The organism is Pantoea sp. sgz302252 (genome assembly GCF_042610525.1).
In the GTDB taxonomy this organism is placed as follows: Bacteria; Pseudomonadota; Gammaproteobacteria; order Enterobacterales; family Enterobacteriaceae; genus Erwinia.
This window is the reverse complement of sequence record NZ_JBHDVM010000003.1, coordinates 137,366-156,674: the sequence shown is the minus strand read 5'-3', so window position 1 is coordinate 156,674 and position 19,309 is coordinate 137,366. Positions and strand designations below refer to the sequence as shown.

Here is a 19,309-nt window from a genome sequence, read left to right as displayed (position 1 = left end):
TTTACCAGCAATAACCTAAATAAACTCCTGCACTTGCTTTTGTTTCCGCGCCGACAGCTTGCATACCTGGCGCAGCGACTGCATCAGCTCGCTCTCCTGTCGGGCGGTGAGCAAAATACAGCCTTCTATTACCTTTACGTCTACTGCTGTGCCCGTAGCAAAACCGGCTGCTTCCAGCCATTGTCCTTTCATGGTAATGGCGGGAGTTCGGCGATAATCCGGATAGCGACTCGCATAGCTAACAGTTAATTGCAGATTATTCGCTGGCGGAACTTCTGGTTCAGACAGTTGTGCAATAGAATGGGCGCCAGTTATGATTACTATTCCTTTTAAATAGTAGTTGTGATTAGCGGCGCGGGTGTGTTGCAGCACATCCGCACCGCGCCAAATACCTGTATATATCATCAGAAAAGGGAGCTAAATTCCAGCTTAAAAAACCTTGGGATAAGCTACCTATAAAATAATTTCAATATAAATATTAAGGTTTATCTGGCAGGAAATAATAAGAAGCGCACCAGCAAGGTGCGCAATAAATAAGAATCAGGATTTTTTACGCGACGCTTTTTTACCTGTGCTGGCTGCACGTTCGGCTTTGATTTTTTCCAGTAATGCGGCAGCGCTGTTTTCTCCGCTGATCAATTCAGGGTTTTCTGCCCGCCACTGCGCAGTAAGTTCACCCCGGAATGCTTTCGCCAGGATCGATTGCGTCAGGTTATTGACGCGTGAAAGCGCGTTGTTGACCTGTTTTTCTATGGTGTCGGCATAGGCGAAGAGTTGTTCGACACGGCGGGCGATTTCCACTTGTTCTTCAATAGATGGCTTAGGTATAGGAATTTCAAGCAATGCTTTCTGCCCTATATTTCTCATTGATAGCTGATTTCCCGTGGAACGAAACTCAATTTCCTTCCTACCATAACAAGAGCGTAGAAAAATATTTATCCACGGCTTATCGCTATCTATCATGACTAAACGCAAAACTTTGTCACTTAGCATAAGGTTCTTGGTTACCTGCTTTACAATTACAGGGTTCCCTAAGAGTTCGAGAGTATTCGCCCTGGATATCAGAAAATCACCAACAGCTATTCTTCTTGACTCAATAAATAAAGAGTCATCAGGGAGAGTTTTACTTTCTTCCTCATTATATTCTCCCCAAGTGACTGCACTAATCTTTACAATCCCATATTGTTGCTCATGAGGTGGCGTTTCAATACATTTAAGGCTTTTCCCGGCCTCAATTTTTTTTACTATATGGCTTAAAGCTACCCTCTCCCATTTATCATGAGAAAATTTGTTTTTACTGCGCCATGATTCTGTCAAACTTCCATTAACTGCTGCCCCGAGAACCGCCTGACGAAAACGTTTCAGGATTTTTGGGATTTGCTCAAGACGTGCTTTGGTGCTGTCTACCTGCGCCAGTAGCGTATCGAGTTTTTCAGCGATAATTTTTTGTTCGGCGAGTGGGGCTAAACGCAGCGGTGCTTTAAGGCCATCAGATGTTCCCAGACGGGGCATATTTACGCCATAACTAACGTCACTCACATATCCTAGAAATGTTGAACTTTTTAACCAAAAAAATAGATATTTGTTGCAGCAAGCTGGTTCTGCATTCATTGGAATAATTTCAGTGGTACATACGCCATCATCGCTTGCAATGATAATTTTATTAAGATAGGGACGAAGCTTACCGTAAAGAACATCGCCTTTCTTAAAGCTATTTTTAGTACTTTTGAAAGGTCGATTGCTGGCGACTACTTTATTAAGTAATTTTGATGAGTCCTTTTCGATATCTTCTAGTTCCAGCACCCATGTTTCGCCATTAACATCAGATAAGTCTTTTTTAGAGGTTTTACCATACTCGATGACATTACCTAATTGAGTGTCAACCCACCCCTCTGGCAAATTCCCCGTACTCATCCCTTCACCTCACCAAATGCTTCTTCCAGCAATTGACGCTGCGCATCGGCTTCATCGCTAGCACCCAGCTCACGCATCAGCGCATCCAGTTCGCCCATCGCCTGTACCAGTTCGCCCATCGCTTCTGCCGCTAAAATATCCGGCTCCGGCAGGTTGTCGGCAACAATACTGTCTTTATCTTTCAGCCAGGAGATATCCAGCGAATCGGACTTCGCCGTGCGGATCCACTCGCGGCTGAACTTGCGCCAGCGGCTGGTAGCCAGATGTTGATCGGTGTTTTTGTTCTCTTCACTGTCGGCAATTTCAGTCTCTTCAGCGTGAAAACTCCACTCACCTTCACTACGCTGGCTTAAGCCGTGCGGGTCTTCGCCATATACGCGCTCAAACGGCTGTAAATGGTCGTCGGTAAACGGCGTGCGCTTGCCGAAGCTCGGCATATTGGTACGCAGGTCGTACACCCACACGTCATCGGTGCAGTTTTTATCCTGAGTTGGCTTCGCCACAGTGCCTTTGGTAAAGAACAGTACGTTGGTCTTCACGCCCTGAGCGTAAAAAATACCGGTTGGCAGGCGCAGAATGGTATGCAGATGGCACTTATCCATTAAGTCTCGCCTGATTTCTAAACCCACCCGATCAAACAACACGTTATCCGGCACCACTACCGCTGCACGCCCGCCGGGGAGCAGGGTTTCAACGATATGCTGCATAAAGCAGAGCTGTTTGTTGCTGGTCGGGTGAACGAAGGTGCGGGTAATATTGGTGCCCGCCGCGCTGCCAAACGGTGGGTTGGTAGCGACCACATGCGCCATCGGCAACGTTTCACCATCGCTACCCAGCGTGTTACCCAGACGGATCGCGCCACCGTGGTCGAGGTTCCCTTCAATATCGTGCAGCAGGCAGTTCATCAGCGCCAGTCGGCGAGTGCCGGGCACCAGTTCCAGGCCAACAAAGGCACGGTGAATCTGGAAATCCTGCGTATCGTTATCAAGGTCATCGAGATCGTTAGTCTGCGATTTAACGTAGCGGTCGGCTTCAATCAGAAAACCCGCCGTGCCCGCTGCCGGATCCTGTACTACCTCACGCGGCTGCGGTTTCAGCAGGTGGATGATGGTTTTGATCAGCGGACGCGGGGTGAAGTACTGGCCGGCACCAGACTTGGTTTCGTTCGCGTTCCTCTGCAACAACCCTTCGTACATATCACCGAAGTCATCGCGGGATTTGCCGTGCGTGCCGTTGTACCAGTCCAGTGCGTCCATATAGCTGACCAGTTCAGTCAGCTGTTTGGGGTGCTCAATGGTGGTGCTGACATTATGGAATACCGCCTGCACCAGTTTTTGACTGTCTGCCCCCAGATGCACCAGCAGGTTACGGTAAAACTGCATCTGCTCTTGGCCGATACGGGATTTCAGATCATCCCAGCGATAGCCTTCCGGCAGGTAGTCCGCTTCCTGGCCGGTCTCTTTACACATTTTCAGAAACAGCAGCGAGGCGAGTTCGTTAACGTAGTTTTGATAGGAAACGCCGCCATCGCGCAGGTTATCGCACAGCTTCCACAGCTTCGCGACCAGATCGTTATTATTCATTGAGAGTTCCGTAAATAAACAGCGGCCCTTATTGGGGCCGCAGAAGAAGACATTGTCGGGAATGATAACGCGTTAAGCTGGCTCGTCCCAGATGTAATCGCTGAACTTATCGAGCAGGTTGTCGAGATTATCATCGAACGTTTTTTGCAGCATCGCCTTGCCGCCACGCCGATGAAAATTGCCCGTTTTAAAGACATCGTCGTCAAGCACCACCTTCTCTTTCAGCGCGGTGGCTAAACGATCGAGCCAGGTCAGTTGTTCACTGCTCCAGTCGTTTTCGCCTTTGATGCGCTCCAGCGCATAATCGACACGCTCATCAAACGGCTTCAGCGCATCACCCACCGCTGCACGACGGATATGGCCAATTAGGCGGGCAGCGATATCCTGATTGCGCGTCTCTTTCCAGGCTTTGCGCAGGGAAGATTCCTCAAAGTGCTGCCGATCAAACCACTCCTGCAGTTCGACAAGCCCTTTGCGAGTAAGGTCACGCGGGCGATTGATTACTGCCTGCAAGGCTGGCTGCGCATTTGGGGAACGTTGCACCAGCGAATCAAAAGCTTCAAGGAAATCCTGCGGCGTGTCGTAATCACCATAGAGCGATTTAACGCTTACCACTTCATCGTCAATATCGAGGAAGATTGGCGCATCATTTAAATTATTGATGTCGATTTTCAGCTTCTCAAGACGGGCAATAAAGCCGGGCAGTTTGTTGAAGACTTCGGCACTCCAGTGCGCTCCTTTTTTCCGCAGACACGAGGCGAAACCGTTAAAATTAACGCCCGCAGCGTCCTGGCATAGCTCATCCAAACGACGCACCTGCTTATCTACTGTTTCGCTGCGGTCACGGTTAAACGTGGCCAGGCCGATAATACGCTGGAGCTTGGCGACCAGCTGTTCATGGCTGTGCTCAGCAAAGCTGCGACCATCCGCCTCGATGGTTTTGTAGGTCTCGGAATCGGTGATTTCATTGACCAGCGTTTGCAGTTCAACCTGAGGACGGACAACCACCGGGCGCATGGTATCGACACTTTCCAGCGAGCTATAGATATCGACACAGTCGAAAATCTTAAAGCTGGTTTTCGCCACTGCCGGACACAGACGCGTCGCTCGGCCTTTCATTTGCTCGTACAGAATGCGGCTGCGTACCTTACGCAGGAAAACAATATTACAGATTGATGGAATATCAACGCCGGTGGTCAGCAGATCGACAGTGACGACGATATTGGGCAGCCGCTCTTTGTTAAAGCGGGTGATCATAGTCTGCACTTTACGCGAGTCTTTATCGGCATCACCGGTAATCTTGATAATCGCGTCGTGTTCCAGCTGCGGATACTTTTTCTTAAATGCGGCACGTAGCTCTTCCACCACCATATCGGCATGGGCATTGGTGACACAGAATACCAGTGTTTTTTGCAGTCCGGTCGGATCAAGATAGTCAGTCAGTTCGTTACAGACGGCGCGGTTAAACGCGGGAATAATCAGCTTACGGTTAAAGTCGGCGACCTCAAAATCCTGCTCGTCTTCCAGGGTGTCGTTAATCACTTCACCCTGCGAGCTGATGCGTTCTACCTGCTCACCCTGAGCAAGATAAACGCCATCCTGTGCATTACGGGTCGTGATCTGAATTGGCGGATCCTGGTCGATCAGATAACCGTCGATGACCGCAGTACGATAGGTATAGCGATAAACCGGATCGCCGAAGATCTGCACCGTATGCAGAGCTGGCGTTGCGGTCAGCGCGACCTTTACGGCATCAAAATGATCGAGGATACGACGATAGGCAGAAACGTAATCAAGCTGGCTACGGAATTGCAGTTCACCCTCAGTCTGCTCTTTATCAAGAATGTAGCCGCGATGTGCTTCGTCCACGACGATACAGTCGTAGCGGCCAACCGGCATTGGTTCGTCCGATTGCAGGGTGCGTTTGACGAGCGACTGAACCGTGGCAACGTGAATCTTAGTGCTGTCTTCCGGAAATTTATCCGTTAGCCCTTTGATATCAAAGATGCTGTTAAAGGTATCGCCGTTAATACGCGTATCTTCAAACGCGCTAAGCGCCTGCTCACCGAGTGAACGTCGATCCACCAGGAAAAGAATACGTTTAAAACGCTGGGACTGGATCAAGCGGAACATCAGGGCGATCGCGGTACGAGTTTTACCGGTACCGGTCGCCATCGCCAGCAGGATCTCTTGCTGCCCATTGATGATGGCGTTTTCGACAGCTCGAACGGCATCTTCCTGATAATAGCGCAGGCCCAGCTCGTTCATCCCCGGATTATTAGCAAACCACTGATTTTGTCTCTGCGGATCGCTGCCGAGCATATCCAACAGTTCTTCCGGGCGATGCCACTCCGGCAGCGCTTTTGACATATTGGTGGTGTAACGGACGTCGCGATACCAGATGCCACTTTTGGTTTTCATTGCCGCACGGTATTCACGCCCGTTGGTGGAGTAGCAGAAAGGAATTTTAAAGCGCTGTTTGTCGCTGGTATCCTGCCAGCTGACTTCATATACCGGTATCGCTTCGTGCACTTCGTCGGCAGCATAGTGCTTCAGCAGCGTATCGCGTAAGAAAGCATTATCGAAGTATTTACTGTAGCGATAAGATTCATTAAGTTTGCTGGGGACATCGATATTTTTACGTTTCGCTTCAACTACCGCGATGGGTCTAAGGCCAACAAACAGAACATAATCCGCAAAGCCTTGCTTACCCGTTTCATCTTTGCCGGTAGGCCATTCAGCAATGGCTTTATTAATACCCAGCTCCGGCAGCGCCCCTTTGGCGAAGCGCAGATTTTTGCTATCGGCTTTCCAGCCCGCTTTACGCAATTGTGCATCAATCAGGAAACGGCTCTCTTCTTCACTGAGGTCAAGTGTACGCTTGATGGCCTGATCGGTAATTTCTTTTTGGTATGCCTTACGTTCCTGTTCAGTCTGTTTCGCCAGCTCCGCATTTTTCTCGGCTAATTGGGCTTCAAGTGCCGCAAGTCGTGCCCGGGTTTGTGCTTCGGTTTCCTGCTGTTTACCTTCCAAAATAGCGATATAGCCATTCAGACTAACCAGCTTCTGCTGCTGTACATCCAGTTCTGACTGACTCTGCGCTTTTTCACGTGATTGCTGTTCAAGCTGCTGTTTTAGCGTTAGCACTTCCTGGTGATAAAGGTTTTCGCCACGTTCCGGCAAAGCAAAAACAGGCACGGGAAAGTCATAATTTTTGGTTACCAAACGGTAGTACCAAACCCCCAAACGGAAGCCAAGCCGCAAGCACATCTGAGCATCATCGAGATCATTATGGTATTCATGCACCGCCTGGTTACCGATTCGGCGCAATTTGTGGAATACAGAAAGGATGTTGTCATCAACGAAGGAAATTTTGCCTAGTTCGCGCAGGAGGTCGTGTTGATTCTCGCAAGGCGGAATGCCTAACAGCAGGCCAAGATGTTTAGCCGTCGCTTCGCCAAACATACGCATTTTAACCAATGTAGTGTTGGGATCATCCGGATAATTGTTTTCCGCCGCACAGGCGATGGCATAGGTGAAGTCGTTTACACCCTTAAGGAAGTCAAAATTGGATTTGTTCATCATTGTTATTAATCCATTGCTGTATCAGCTTTTCCATACATTTCAGGTTTATAAATTTTTATCTTAGCTTCCCACCCTTTTCAGAGCAATACGAAAAGTTGTATCAGATAACTAAAGCTAAAGAACGAGTCTACTTTTTTGATGTTGTAGCCGCTTAAACAGTACCAAGATTTTACAGAAACACTCACTCTTGGTGAGCGTATCACTTGGTTTTATAGCATTACGTAATCATTGTTATTGTTTAGATATGTTATTAATCTTTAAAATCGAGCAGGTTTCCTGTTCGCATTCAGATTACTAGCCATCCACTACGACATCAACCTACGCTTTTACAGATTTACGGCCTTGCAGATTTAAGCCGTACAAATTTTCACGCTACTTATAGGTACGTTAAATACCTTTTCAAAAACTCCGTATACATACAATCAATACCAAAAGGGAATATAACCGTCTTCGTCCTCGCATTAGTAAATTGATGTAGATTGAACAGGATAAGTTTAGAATAAAAGATAATTCGAGGAATATTTTCCAGGGACCGAAGCTCAGGCATAAAAAGATCAGCTCGTAACCGGCTTTGATTTCTACACCTCTATTATTGGTGAGAAGGAATGACTCGAATCCCATACCTAACAGTATAATATCAAGGTAATTTATAAACGGAAATAAAACCCCACCCGCACTTGTCCCCACAAGTTAAAATCCGTACAACATAGGCACAGTTAGCGGGTATAAAGCCATATCAGCAGAACACAGATATGGCTTTAAAAGCAATATGCAAGCGGGGAGGAAAGCTTTTTTAGAGAGACACGTTGCCAACAGTACTAAGCGAAACCGGTGATGAACGCGAAACAAACGTTAGCATCAAATCAACTAGTATTACGCTAATTCCCATGGCAAGTCCTTACGTCTATTTACTGGTTTCATAGTGCCCGCGTTTCTCAACTGTTGAGCGGCCCAGCGAATGTCATATTGCCACGTATACAACATATCCCCTGAATCCCTGAGCTCAGCCTCGTAGCTGTCCCATACGTACTTTGAAACTTCACGCGGCCAGGCACTGCCACCCCGCTCTTGTAGACACTCAATGATCCATTGTTTCATGCTTTCCCTGGTTACCATCAAAATCTCCTAAGCGCCTACCGATGATTAAAAGAAAGTAATAATGACATTAACTGCTTCCAACTGTGAGCTCAAGCAATGAAATTAAAAAATAATATTATCTATTCCATAGCGCTTTGTGTATTTTCCCAGTCTGATGATAATCAGTAACCAGTCCAATAAAGTATTTAAAATCCCTGTTCTCTATTACCAATCGGTTTACCGACTGCCAATCCACACTGGTGCGTTCGCGTGCCGGGATCAACGTCTGGCTATTAGTAAAATCTTGTGGATCCAGAAGAATGACGCCGATACCATGCAATGCACACAGCATCTGCAATTCACGTTCTACGCTACGCTGTTTATCTTCATTAATTTCAGTGGCAACCAGATAGCCAAAATGCGCCCAGCTGGAATTGCTGACCGCCTGGAAAAAGCATTCTCGTACGTTGCTGCGGTTCAACTGTTTTTTCACTTCAAAAGACCACAGGCGCGTTAAACGTCCTTCACTATGGCGAACGCAGTTTTGCACAACCGCATCCCACTCCTTTCCCAACGGCTCCAGCGCAACAATATCAGGGTAAAGCCAATGGTTACCACCCAATCCTTTATTATTACTGGAACGCTTTTCGTCAATGCGGCGACAGAACAGCCCTTCTTCTTGTGAAAGATACTCGATTAATATCGGATATAAAGAATGTTCGCTAAAGCTGATTGTTTCCACCGTCGGCTCAGGCGTGATATCAATATTTTCCTGTTCAACGGCAGGCTCGCTCCAATAAAACAGGCGTGGTCTCGGTTTGTCCCGCGTCATAACCTGAGGGCAAAGCATTTTTGCCTGAATAGTTCGACTACCGCCTATTTCAGCCGCGATTTGACTTAAAAAATCTTCATCACTGGTAAATCGAGGATTTTGACGTTTTTCGGCCAGTTCGGCACTATAATGATCAATTATTTTTTGCGCAAGCTGACGGGCCGTAAACTGCTCTTCGGGGTTCGCCTGTAATACATTAATAATCATTTGAGGACGACTGGTCATATTTCTCCTACATGTACGTATATGTTGTTATCTCATAACCATACTATGATACACAGGAATTATTGTGGAAAATTCCTTTAAAATCATAGGCTATGACATTTTACTGTTTGGTCAAACCAGTACCTTCAACCCATGCTTCTGCACCACGCTAAGCAGTTTCAGCGATAATCCACTTGGACGTTTTACACCGCTTTCCCATTTCTGCACCGTTGACACACTGGTGTTCAGGTAACTGGCAAAAACGGGTTGGCTAACGTTCAGCTTCTCGCGCAGCGCTTTAATCTCAATGGGTTGAAGCTCATCAACGTTATTAAGGCACGCTTTATCAAAATTGCGCATCGTTTCCTGTGGGATAGCATCAACGCTGAACAATCCAGAAGCCGCGCTGTGGATGGCCTCAAATGCAGGACTTTTGAATTTACTTTTTGCGGTCATGGCAAATCTCCACCAGTTCTTTACTCTTAATCAGTGCCGCAATCTTTTCATCAGCAAGGGCAGCGTAGTGCTTTGCTAACTCGCGGAATCCGGCCAGTTCGCGATTATCAATGTTTGCCATATCCTGTTTGGCATAAAGGAACGTGTAAAACCAGTGCTCCCCGCCTTTCGCCAGGATAATGGCGCGATCGCGATTCTGGTTCAGCCGTTTTTTGTAAACGCCCCCACCAAGATCGTCAGCCTTACCTTGCACTACCGCCTCAATAGCCTGGCATAACTCACTATCTTTAATCGCATGAGATTTAGCTGCCTTGTTGAACCATTTAGTTTTGAATACGCGCATCAGGCTGACATCCTGTTACCTTAACTATAGCACCTGGTGCTAAATTACTCCGTTTGCTCGCTGATGCAAAGTGCATAAAGTCAACAAATTTGGCCGTATTTTTAACCGCGCATATTCGCTGTCAACGGACATTCACAATGTTGCCAGTATCAGGACGATACCAGTGGCCTTTAAGAAACGCCTTTGGGTGGTCACGAGCCAAAGTCATATGAAATGTTTGCGTGTCACGCATGAAAGTGATACCACAGTACAAAGCTGCCCCAACCGTCGAGGCAAGCAATCTCACTTAACGACTCATGAATCTGTCACACCAGTTCGGGTGCCGAACTGTTCACTTTTACAGAAGATTTGAACCGATACCTGGGCAGGCCAATGGCCTGAGGGGATAATCTGCAATCGCAGGAAGCTGCAAAGAGTGCATTATCGGCGCCCCGCAATACCTCAACAACTGCCCGCTTTGGCGCTCGGGTATCCGTTCAAGGCAGGTCAATATGATTATTTCTGTTATTAAGCTTCAGAGAAATGCAGCTCGTTGAAATTGTGAGAGGTTTGCTATGAGTAAATTAAGTCAATGGGAGGTTATGGACACAAAAAAAGCCACCCTAAGGTAGCTTCTGTTGCATACGTGGTGCCGAAGGCCGGAATCGAACCGGCACGCCTTGCGGCGGTTGATTTTGAATCAACTGCGTCTACCGATTTCGCCACTTCGGCACTGAAGGGTATGCGGAAAACGTTGTGGATTATACCTTTACCCCTTGTTTCCGCAACCCCTATCGGCAGGCTTAAGCGCAACTGCTGAAAAAAACGCCTGCTTGCTCACAGACACAGCGTTGTCGCTGGTAACTGCTGATGGCCTGGCGGTACACTCCTCCTCAGGATTCGGGCTGCCATGGAAAGGAGCAAAGGATGCAAAAATCCCGCAATTTCAAGAAACGCTATCTGCTGGCTTTTGTGCTGGTTGTTCTGTCCGCCTGTGCTTTCTGGCAGATCATCCACTTTTCGCCTTTTGAAGAAGATTTAATTCGTAAAATAAAGATTAATAGCGCCACTGAGCTTTATGTAACGGAAAGCAGCGCAGGTGCGACCACAGGTTTTGTCTATAAATACTATTTAGTCCCTGCCGGAGTTACGGATAGCGATTTTCAGCAAGGGATCGAAAAGCGCTATTTTTCGTTTCTTTCCACTTCTGATAAGAACGCGCAAACTTCGATACAGGGCAACGCTGTTTATCTGACCGTAAAAGGTGATATCTGGCACTTCAGTAACCTGACCAACTTCGCTACCACAATCCACCTGACCTTATCGCCATACTGAACACAAAGCCAGCACCTGGCTGGTTTTGCTTAAATCTGGCCGACGCGCCTGCTTTTCCAGGACTACTCTTAAAGCCGGGCCTGCCGGGCCGGTACGGCGTGCGGCGGGGAACTCCACATCAATCCCGCAGTCCGACTGTGGAGATCGGCGCGCGTTGGGGTTGGGCGGCGCCGGACAATTCAGAAAGGGTATAAAAATGAAAGCAGCAACTAAGATAGCTTTGGCATTGACGGTTTCTTCTTCCTTGTTCGCCGGCGTGGCTTCTGCCGCCAGCTGGCAGGATCAGCTGAACAGCGCGGCGAATTCGCTGACGCAGGGCAATGCTAATAACACCACTTCTACTGGCCAGGCCAGCAACACTTCTATTGGCGCGCTTACCGGCCTGCTGGACGGCGGCAATCAGCAGCTCAGCTCTAACAGCATGACTAACGCCGCTGGCGTTCTGCAATATTGCGTGAAGAATAACGTGGTGGATAACAACGTTAGTTCGGTGAAGGATCAGCTGCTGAGCAAGCTGGGCCTGACGGATACCACTAAAGCGCAGGAGACCACCGACTATAAACAGGGCCTGATGGGCCTGTTGAATACCGGTAGCGATCGCCAGGTGAACCTGAAAAGCCTGGGCAACACCGAGCTGGGTAAAAAGGTGAAAACCAAAGCCTGTGACCTGGTGCTGAAACAGAGCAAACAGTTTATCTCTTAAAGTCAGACGAGGCTGTCCCCTCGCCTGCCTTCCCGCGCCACGGATGGCGCACCTGCCCACTACTCCAGCACCGAAAGCTCGCCCTTCTTCTACTTCACAATCAGCTTAATCCCCAGCGCGGCCATCACGCTACCGCCGATCCTGTCGAACGTCGCCTTATAGCGCAGATAGGTGTTGCGCGGGCCGCTGGACGATAGCGCATAGGCCACAAAGGCGTACCACAGGCCGTCCACCAGCATCGACACTATCGGCAGCGCCACATACATCGCTGGCGTGATGACTTTCGGCAGCAGCGCGGCAAAGATACCAGCAAACACCACTGCCGTTTTCGGGTTACTGATTTGTGTGACAAACGCGCTCAGAAAGGCGCGGCGGAAGCTTTTCCCCATATTGGCGTTAGCGGCTACGTGCAGCGGCTCTTTCGCGTGGCGGAACATTTTAAACGCCATCCACAGCAGATAAAGGCCGCCGCCGGTTTTCAGCACCAGCCATAGCCACGGCACCGCCGCCAGCAGCGTATGCAGGCCCATCAGCGCTATCAGTGAAATAACAATGGAGCCAATCCCCATACCCAGCGCCGCGCCCATGCCCGCGCGCCGCGAAGAGGCTACCGCCGTACGAGCTACCAGGATAAAGCTCGGGCCAGGGCTCATCGCACCCAGCGCCAGCGCGCCGCCAATCGTTGCTACTGCAATAATGTTCGCGTCCATCATTTCCTCGCCGCAAAAATAAATAAACTACAGGATTTTGCGGCGGGCGCCATCTTTGATCCTGTCTGTGGCTTTCGCCCCGGCTCTGCGGTTTGCATCTTCTCCGGCCAGCCTGCATTATCGTTAGCCGCCGATCCTTCACTTTTTCTTAAGAGAACATCATGCAAATGGATTTAACAACGCTGTTGGCCGAACGTGATGCGCAAAAGCATAAAGCGGAGCTGGAGAAGCTGCGCGAGGAGAATCAACGTTTACTGCAGCAGGTCAGCGACCGTATCGATCTGGCGAAGGCCGAGATTACCGAAAGCGCCATTAATAAAACGATGTCGGTGCTGGATAACACCCGTAAATGGGTTCTGGGCATTATTGTGGTGTTTGCTTCTGTTCTTACGCTGGCGGGCGTTATTGGCATTAGCGGCATGAGCAGCAAGATGACCGAAATCGTTACCGATAAGGTTAACAGCTGGCTGCGTTTTGACGATGGCAACAGCGGCAGCCATCAGATTATGGATGAGCTGCGCACAAACGCGCTGCTGGATTCGCTTACTCTGCGCTACGCCAGAGACAATGCCAGAGGCGGCGGCAACCAGCCGCATCTTAATACGGCCGAAAAGCAGCGTCTGATGGCGATCATCCTCAATCCGTCTTCCGATAATTTTCAGTTCAGAGATGCGTTGAGTTTGTTAATCGCCAGCCGGGGCATTTTTGGCCTGGTTTATGAAGACGATACCGGCAAGAAAATCGCCGGGGTTCTGAGCCGCAACGATTTCAATAACGAGAAGAAAGTCGCCGTGCTGGAATTAATGAAAAAAGAACGTGCGCTTTATCCGTTCTCTTTGCAGATGCTGAACGATCGCAGCAAAGGCTATGACGAAAATATCCTGATGGACGCCTTCGCTAACGTGCGGCAGTTCGATGAGAATCGGGCGCGCCAGTTCGCTCAAGCGAATCTTAATACCTTTAAATCCGCACATAATCGCGTCGAGCTGGCGAAGTTTCTGATTGATATTGGTGCCGATGGTGCTGATATCGATGCGTTGATGACAGAACTCTATCGGCAGCAGCAGCTACAGCAGCAGAAAAGCTTTGTCTGGGATGGCTACTATCAGGCGCTGATTTTTGCCCGAATAGAACATGGATTAGCAGCGGCTTCGCCAGATATTCCTGCTTTAACGCAGCTGATCGCTACCCAAATGGATAAGGGTCTACAGCTGACGATTTCCAATTTTGGTATCGGCAAGCCCTGGCTCTATTTCTCTCTGGAGAAGAGCAGCGATGCCCTCTCTCTGCCGGAAAAGCTGTTCGGCAATGCCGCTTTAGTTGATGCCATAGTGAAGGCACAGCCGCTAACTGCCGATCGTCTGCGAAAAGTCAGCGACTTCTTCCAGACCACCGATCGAGGGGCCTGGATTACTACGCTGATGATGACGCCAGCCGCCGCAACCCGGCTGACTTTAACCGATGGACGAAAAGCGCTGGGCGATGAGATCCTTGATTCGGTCTGGCTGCGCGTAGAGGAAAAAGCAGGCCAGCCGACGCTGATTGCAAGCTGGCGCGACAAAACCGGTAAAGTGCGCGAGGGGATTGTTGCCGATATCGCTAATGGTCAACAGGCCCGCTTCCACGTCGATTTTGACAGCTGGCAGCTGGATACCTGGCGCTGGAAACCCGATCTTACTAATCCACTATACTGAAGCCCCGGCGGAGCGAAGCCGTGCGCTATTTAGCTGAAATTGACTGGAAGTGGGCAAGCTTTTATGAACAAAGAAACCGAACTGGCGAGAGCCAAACGTCTGCCGCTGCTGCTGCTGTGCGGCGCGGCGCTGCTGTTTATCGCCACCGTGCTTTATCCCATCTGGCGTCCAATGAACCTTTGGGTCGGCGCGCTCAAGGCGGTTTCGGAAGCCGCGATGGTTGGCGCTTTGGCGGACTGGTTTGCGGTTAGCGCGCTGTTTCGCCGCGTGCCGATCCCGTTGGTTGGCCGCCATACCGCTATCGTGCCGCGTAATAAGGATCGCATTGCCGATAACCTGGCGCTGTTCGTGCAGGATAAATTCCTTAACACCGATTCACTGCTGGCGCTAATCCGCCGTCACGATCCGGCGCAGATTATCGCCCGCTGGCTAAGCGAGCCCGTTAATGCCGCCCGCATCAGCGGTTATCTGCTGAAAGTGGTGCGCGGCTTTCTCGATCTGGCCGATGATGCGCGCATTCAGGCGTTTATGCGCCGCGCTATTCATAAGGCGATTGATAAAGTCGATCTGACACAGTCGGCGGCGCTGATTCTGGAAAGCCTGACCAAAAACAACCGCCATCAGGCGCTGCTGGATGATGCTATCGCTCAGTTGCTGCACCTGATCAACAAGCCGACCACGCACGATTTTATTGCCCAACAGGTAATGCGCTGGCTGAAGCGCGAACATCCGGTGAAAGAGAAGATCCTGCCGACGGAATGGGTTGGCGAGAAGAGCGCCGAGCTGGCGGCCAACGCGGTGAAATCGATTCTTAACGATATTGAACAGGATGGCACGCACGAGCTGCGCCAGGGCTTTAACCGCGCGGTGCAGAGGCTGATTGAGCGGCTGCGCAAGGATCCGGAAATGCAGCTGAAAGCGGAAGAGATCAAAAACTATCTCAAGCAGGATGAAGCGCTGAACAGCTATATCGCGCAGCTGTGGGGCGATCTGCGCGGCTGGCTGAAGCAGGATCTGGATAAAGAGGACTCCGTGCTGCACGCTAAGGTCAGCGCTTCCGCGTTATGGCTGGGCGAGACGCTGACTCAGGATGCACAGCTGCGCGCGTCGCTTAACCAGCATATGGAAGAAGCGGCCACCAGCGTGGCGCCGGAGTTCTCAGATTTTTTAAGCCGCCATATCAGCGATACGGTGAAAAGCTGGGATGCCAAAGATATGTCGCATCAGGTAGAGCTGAATATCGGCAAGGATTTGCAGCGCATCCGCATCAACGGCACCGTGGTCGGCGGCGTAATTGGCCTGATACTTTGGGCGCTTTCACAGCTGCCTGCGCTGATATAACTTTGAGGGATATCTGGTAAGCACCTGCCGATGCGAGTGCAAAATTTATGATGTTTTTAGCGAGCCCGTTATACCTGCGTATACGGGCGGAGCAATAATAAAAAGCGGCCAAATATCCGAATTTAAGTGAGAGAGCCACGCCTTGTTTACTCTCTGGCTTTTCGCGGCGTATGATTCCCTGTGAAGCGCGAAAGGACGATAACACAAGGAGTGTATCAACATGGCCGCATTACAATTTCCCTGCACTATATTTAAAACCCGGAACCGGATGGACGACCATAGCGCCAGCGATATGTGCTGTGGCGATCTGACCGAGGCACAGCTGAAAACTCATTACGGACTGAGCTATATCTCTGACCGGGCCGATCCCTGGACACTAACCCGGCGTACAGCCTTTGATAGCCCACGATCCCGGTTCTGCTGCAATACACGTCCCAACGGTGAGAAAATTACCCGCCAGCAATGCGCCGCTATCTTGTTTGATGAGTTCCGGTACTTATCCCGCCAGTTCTCACGATATGGGCCGTACCAGTATATGATCGAAAAGATGATTACTCATATGCAATACGGTAATGGTGCATCTTTTCGGGATGGGGTGTTGGATCGGGCACTAAAGGAGCAAATTCTTAAAGACTATACTGATAATAGTTCAAGGTTAAGAGTGAAAAATGTTCTCAAAGCCAATATTGACTGGGAAAAAAAATGTTATCCGGCAGAGAAAAAATACAGGATAAGGAACGCTATTTCGAAAGGTAAATTACCAAAGTTTAACCGATTACAGGATAATTTTAACGGTATGGGTATTACTGTCCACGATACTTGGGCAACACATATCACCCTAAAATCGCTACAGATTGCTAATGACCGTTATCAGGCAGTGGTACATTACAAAGTTCAGGATCACTTCGGCCTTGATGTAGAGGATATTTCAAAGTTCAGGTTCAACCACTTTCTTTTTTTTCGTATTTGGTTTGTACTGCAGCGGTTTGATCAATTTAGATTCAAGCCGTTTATGACCAATATGGAAACTACTATTGAAATCAGTGGGGGCCGATATGACGTTTAAAAATAAAAAAACAATAAGTATGCTTTTACTCATGGTGGCTATTATTACAGGATACATAACCTGGCTACTGCTACGTCCGGTAAATATTATCGCCGTTCATGGCAGAGGAGAATTCAGCGATATTTTAGTTAAGAACTTCCCCATTACCGCTCGCGGGAAAATAAAATGGTGGCTGGAAAACACCCCTGTCTTACAAGATAAGTATAAAGTACCTAATCCGGCAAAAGATGGTTTTTTCTCTGTTACCTTCTGGTCATTTGGAGAAGGATACAAGGAAACCGATGGCTATGACAGGCTCTGTTTTGACGACAAGGAACCGCCTTTAAACTGTATTGAAAAAGATGCCCTTTTCTCTGTTGATAAAAGCCCGAATCTGGGCACCGTTTTCACAGTCTATGAGGGTGGAGTCTATCGTTTAGACGATAACCGCAACATCGTTGAAATTAAGCGTAAATAACAGGGTTTCCCTTGTACAGAGACAGCAGCAGAATCATGTTTTCTGACTTATGCCCCATGCACCGAGCAGGAAATGAAGCGCTGTTCCTGTTGCCGAAATAGTCCTTCAGGCAGTTTGTTATTTACAGCCATAAAACAAAACCCGCGCCTTGCGGCACGGGTCTGCATGTCTTCCATTAATACGTTGTCAGTGAGTAATGGATTACCATTTTTTATCGACATCGGTCAGCTTGTTTGGCGCTACCTTGTCGTCGGTCAGCTCGTTCTCACGAAGATTGTTCTCGGTACGAGTCACATCGTTCTTCAGAGAGTTATTGCCGGTCAGGTTATTCTGCACACGGTTTTCATTGGTGTGCTCAACTTCCACTTCCTGACGGCGCACGCTGTCTTTCACTGTTTCGACACGGGCGGTCTCTTCACCACGCAGGCCGACTTCTTCTTTAATGCGCGCGGTTTTCGCTACGGTTGGGATCTCATGAGATTCCTCAACCTCAATGGTTTTTTCTGACCAGTCCACGTCGTTCAGATAGGCCGGCTCATCTACCGCGTGACGGAAGACTTCCGCGTGCTGGTCGTACAGGGAAATATCTTCCGATACTTCATCTTCTACGGTAAAGCGGCGCAGACGTACGGAACCATCATTAATCTGGCGCTTACCGATATCTACCTGCTCTTCCGCCAGTTTCAGCGCATCACGGTCGGTTTCTGACACTGCCAGATCGGTGCGGTCGCGGTTGAGCAGTGAATCTTGCTCGTTGCGCAGGGAATCGCGCTCGTTAATCAGCGGGTCGCTACCGTTGGTCACGGTGCCGGCTCCCAGGCTGTTAACGCCTGCGTTTGTCACTGGCGCTTCAGTTGAATCCAGCGCGCCGGTTTGCGTACCGCTCAGCAGGCCGCGATCGTTGGTTTCCCCGGCGTAGTTGCGATTAATCGGATCGCGATCCGTGTGGCTCAGCGAAGAGTAGTCAGCAGCAAAGGCGCTTAACTCCTGTTCGATGTGGTCAGCTTCATCTTTCGGTGCGCGAACCGTCAGCAGCACGCCGCCTGAACGGATGGCTTTGCTGTATTCGCTTGCGTAATCGTCGTCAACGTCATCGCCAAACAGGCGCTGCCAGAAGCTTGGATGACGGATCTCTTTATCTTCTACGCGTAATCTTTCACCGGAGATGATATCAATGTTTTTTTCTGCAATACCTTCGACGATCAATTTCTGTTTTGCCGCTTCCGCCTGGGTGACTTCGTTGAATGCGGTGACGATTTTTTCATGTGACATAAATAGATCCTCGTTAATAGGTTTAAAGTTTCTGCTTCGTAATTTTAACTTCCTGATTACGCAGAGTGACTTTCTGCTGAAACTCTTCTTTACTGGCATGCTTATGAATATGTATTTCTTCCTTAAGCACCCGCTTAGTGATTATTTCTACCTGCTCTTCAATCACGGGGATAATAAGCACATCCCCTTCCTGACGAATTTCAGCGGAATAATCATCGGCAACCTGATAATTCTTAGCAACGTGTTCGATATCAACATGCTCATGCGTCAGCTCGGTTTCCAGTAACTTCTCTACTTCTTGCGTAGAGCGGGTCAGACTAATCCGACTGTGAACCTTGCGCTGCTTAGCGATGCTGGCCTGCTCTTCAGCGAGCGGCATCGACTCCGTCTCTTTGAATTTTTCAGCAAGCGGCGCATTTTTATTTCCCATAAAGTTTACCTCTGAGATTTAAAGCCCCACAGACTAAAAAATCTTTTTATCCGGCGCCTCGTTTTGTTGCACACGCCATTAATAGTAGTAGACTGTTTCGAGACTGCCTCCCCAATTAAGCCGCAAAATGTAACAGATGTTGTAACCGCTTTAATTATATATACATTAATCTTTTTTTCTGTTTACGGAACTTTCTTACTTAAATATTGCAGATTTATGCATATAGCCGGATATAAATAAGAACTCAGGGAAATAACGCGTACGCAATTCTTTCATAATAAAGAGAATAATCGTGCAGCGAGGCGGCTAAACTCGGGCTTTGCGCAGG

The 19,309-nt window shown here is 49.0% G+C and carries 16 protein-coding genes and 1 tRNA gene; 6 read left to right on the top strand and 11 right to left on the bottom strand.

What is annotated here, in order from left to right:
* Positions 1-15: 15 nt before the first annotated feature.
* The 8 genes from symE to ACETPC_RS06955 all read right to left on the bottom strand — a co-directional run bounded on the left by symE (position 16) and on the right by ACETPC_RS06955 (position 10,705).
* The gene (symE, locus tag ACETPC_RS06990; RefSeq protein WP_380180395.1) at positions 16-315 is read right to left on the bottom strand and encodes an endoribonuclease SymE; all 300 of its coding nucleotides are present in this window, start codon (positions 313-315) and stop codon (positions 16-18) included.
* Positions 316-540: 225 nt separating this feature from the next.
* Positions 541-1,914, bottom strand: a complete 1,374-nt coding sequence (locus ACETPC_RS06985) for a restriction endonuclease subunit S (RefSeq protein ID WP_380179969.1) — start codon at positions 1,912-1,914, stop codon at positions 541-543.
* Positions 1,911-3,497, bottom strand: a complete 1,587-nt coding sequence (locus ACETPC_RS06980) for an N-6 DNA methylase (RefSeq protein ID WP_380179967.1) — start codon at positions 3,495-3,497, stop codon at positions 1,911-1,913. Before ACETPC_RS06980 ends, ACETPC_RS06985 begins: the two co-directional genes overlap by 4 nt.
* Before the next feature lie 72 nt (positions 3,498-3,569).
* On the bottom strand, positions 3,570-7,082 hold the full coding sequence (gene hsdR, locus ACETPC_RS06975; RefSeq protein WP_380179965.1) for a type I restriction-modification system endonuclease: 3,513 nt from the start codon (positions 7,080-7,082) through the stop codon (positions 3,570-3,572).
* 1,213 nt (positions 7,083-8,295) lie between these two features.
* Positions 8,296-9,216 carry a COG2958 family protein gene (locus tag ACETPC_RS06970; RefSeq protein ID WP_380179963.1) on the bottom strand — a complete coding sequence of 307 codons (921 nt, stop codon included), beginning with the start codon at positions 9,214-9,216 and terminating at the stop codon, positions 8,296-8,298.
* Positions 9,217-9,327: 111 nt separating this feature from the next.
* Positions 9,328-9,651 carry a helix-turn-helix domain-containing protein gene (locus tag ACETPC_RS06965; RefSeq protein WP_380179962.1) on the bottom strand — a complete coding sequence of 108 codons (324 nt, stop codon included), beginning with the start codon at positions 9,649-9,651 and terminating at the stop codon, positions 9,328-9,330.
* Positions 9,635-9,994, bottom strand: a complete 360-nt coding sequence (locus ACETPC_RS06960; RefSeq protein ID WP_380179961.1) for a type II toxin-antitoxin system RelE/ParE family toxin — start codon at positions 9,992-9,994, stop codon at positions 9,635-9,637. Before ACETPC_RS06960 ends, ACETPC_RS06965 begins: the two co-directional genes overlap by 17 nt.
* A gap of 626 nt (positions 9,995-10,620) precedes the next feature.
* Positions 10,621-10,705: transfer RNA gene (locus tag ACETPC_RS06955), tRNA-Leu, on the bottom strand.
* 195 nt (positions 10,706-10,900) lie between these two features.
* Here ACETPC_RS06955 and ACETPC_RS06950 point away from each other — a divergent pair.
* Both ACETPC_RS06950 and ACETPC_RS06945 read left to right on the top strand, forming a co-directional pair.
* Positions 10,901-11,308: a hypothetical protein gene (locus ACETPC_RS06950; protein WP_380179960.1), complete on the top strand. Its 408-nt coding sequence runs from the start codon at positions 10,901-10,903 to the stop codon at positions 11,306-11,308.
* Positions 11,309-11,504: 196 nt separating this feature from the next.
* Positions 11,505-12,011 carry a DUF2501 domain-containing protein gene (locus ACETPC_RS06945; protein ID WP_380179958.1) on the top strand — a complete coding sequence of 169 codons (507 nt, stop codon included), beginning with the start codon at positions 11,505-11,507 and terminating at the stop codon, positions 12,009-12,011.
* A gap of 89 nt (positions 12,012-12,100) precedes the next feature.
* Here ACETPC_RS06945 and ACETPC_RS06940 read toward each other — a convergent pair whose 3' ends face one another.
* On the bottom strand, positions 12,101-12,724 hold the full coding sequence (locus ACETPC_RS06940) for a LysE family translocator (protein WP_380179956.1): 624 nt from the start codon (positions 12,722-12,724) through the stop codon (positions 12,101-12,103).
* Between the two features lie 158 nt (positions 12,725-12,882).
* Here ACETPC_RS06940 and ACETPC_RS06935 point away from each other — a divergent pair, with 158 nt between their 5' ends.
* The 4 genes from ACETPC_RS06935 to ACETPC_RS06920 all read left to right on the top strand — a co-directional run bounded on the left by ACETPC_RS06935 (position 12,883) and on the right by ACETPC_RS06920 (position 17,279).
* The gene (locus ACETPC_RS06935) at positions 12,883-14,415 is read left to right on the top strand and encodes a hypothetical protein (RefSeq protein ID WP_380179954.1); all 1,533 of its coding nucleotides are present in this window, start codon (positions 12,883-12,885) and stop codon (positions 14,413-14,415) included.
* Between the two features lie 63 nt (positions 14,416-14,478).
* Entirely contained in the window at positions 14,479-15,756 is a 1,278-nt protein-coding gene (locus ACETPC_RS06930; RefSeq protein ID WP_380179952.1) for a DUF445 domain-containing protein, read from the top strand.
* 220 nt (positions 15,757-15,976) lie between these two features.
* Positions 15,977-16,822, top strand: coding sequence for a YPO3983 family protein (locus ACETPC_RS06925; RefSeq protein WP_380179950.1), 846 nt, complete (start codon positions 15,977-15,979; stop codon positions 16,820-16,822).
* Positions 16,812-17,279 (top strand): DUF943 family protein, encoded by a 468-nt coding sequence (locus ACETPC_RS06920; RefSeq protein WP_380179948.1) that lies wholly within the window; start codon positions 16,812-16,814, stop codon positions 17,277-17,279. The genes ACETPC_RS06925 and ACETPC_RS06920 overlap by 11 nt, the downstream gene beginning before the upstream one ends.
* A 201-nt stretch (positions 17,280-17,480) precedes the next feature.
* Here ACETPC_RS06920 and ACETPC_RS06915 read toward each other — a convergent pair whose 3' ends face one another.
* Both ACETPC_RS06915 and ACETPC_RS06910 read right to left on the bottom strand, forming a co-directional pair.
* The gene (locus ACETPC_RS06915; protein WP_380179946.1) at positions 17,481-18,551 is read right to left on the bottom strand and encodes a YsnF/AvaK domain-containing protein; all 1,071 of its coding nucleotides are present in this window, start codon (positions 18,549-18,551) and stop codon (positions 17,481-17,483) included.
* Positions 18,552-18,573: 22 nt separating this feature from the next.
* Complete coding sequence (locus tag ACETPC_RS06910) at positions 18,574-18,981, bottom strand: YsnF/AvaK domain-containing protein (protein WP_380179944.1); 408 nt, start codon at positions 18,979-18,981, stop codon at positions 18,574-18,576.
* Between the last annotated feature and the right edge of the window lie 328 nt (positions 18,982-19,309).

Bases quoted from the DNA above. Each gene is read 5' to 3' on its own strand.
- ACETPC_RS06965 (WP_380179962.1), bottom strand. From the start codon at position 9,651: ATGACCGCAAAAAGTAAATTCAAAAGTCCTGCATTTGAGGCCATCCAC.
- ACETPC_RS06930 (WP_380179952.1), top strand. From the start codon at position 14,479: ATGAACAAAGAAACCGAACTGGCGAGAGCCAAACGTCTGCCGCTGCTG.
- ACETPC_RS06960 (WP_380179961.1), bottom strand. From the start codon at position 9,994: ATGCGCGTATTCAAAACTAAATGGTTCAACAAGGCAGCTAAATCTCAT.
- ACETPC_RS06945 (WP_380179958.1), top strand. From the start codon at position 11,505: ATGAAAGCAGCAACTAAGATAGCTTTGGCATTGACGGTTTCTTCTTCC.
- ACETPC_RS06985 (WP_380179969.1), bottom strand. From the start codon at position 1,914: ATGAGTACGGGGAATTTGCCAGAGGGGTGGGTTGACACTCAATTAGGT.
- ACETPC_RS06980 (WP_380179967.1), bottom strand. From the start codon at position 3,497: ATGAATAATAACGATCTGGTCGCGAAGCTGTGGAAGCTGTGCGATAAC.
- ACETPC_RS06915 (WP_380179946.1), bottom strand. From the start codon at position 18,551: ATGTCACATGAAAAAATCGTCACCGCATTCAACGAAGTCACCCAGGCG.
- ACETPC_RS06935 (WP_380179954.1), top strand. From the start codon at position 12,883: ATGCAAATGGATTTAACAACGCTGTTGGCCGAACGTGATGCGCAAAAG.
- ACETPC_RS06920 (WP_380179948.1), top strand. From the start codon at position 16,812: ATGACGTTTAAAAATAAAAAAACAATAAGTATGCTTTTACTCATGGTG.
- ACETPC_RS06925 (WP_380179950.1), top strand. From the start codon at position 15,977: ATGGCCGCATTACAATTTCCCTGCACTATATTTAAAACCCGGAACCGG.
- ACETPC_RS06940 (WP_380179956.1), bottom strand. From the start codon at position 12,724: ATGATGGACGCGAACATTATTGCAGTAGCAACGATTGGCGGCGCGCTG.
- hsdR (WP_380179965.1), bottom strand. From the start codon at position 7,082: ATGATGAACAAATCCAATTTTGACTTCCTTAAGGGTGTAAACGACTTC.
- ACETPC_RS06950 (WP_380179960.1), top strand. From the start codon at position 10,901: ATGCAAAAATCCCGCAATTTCAAGAAACGCTATCTGCTGGCTTTTGTG.
- ACETPC_RS06970 (WP_380179963.1), bottom strand. From the start codon at position 9,216: ATGACCAGTCGTCCTCAAATGATTATTAATGTATTACAGGCGAACCCC.
- ACETPC_RS06910 (WP_380179944.1), bottom strand. From the start codon at position 18,981: ATGGGAAATAAAAATGCGCCGCTTGCTGAAAAATTCAAAGAGACGGAG.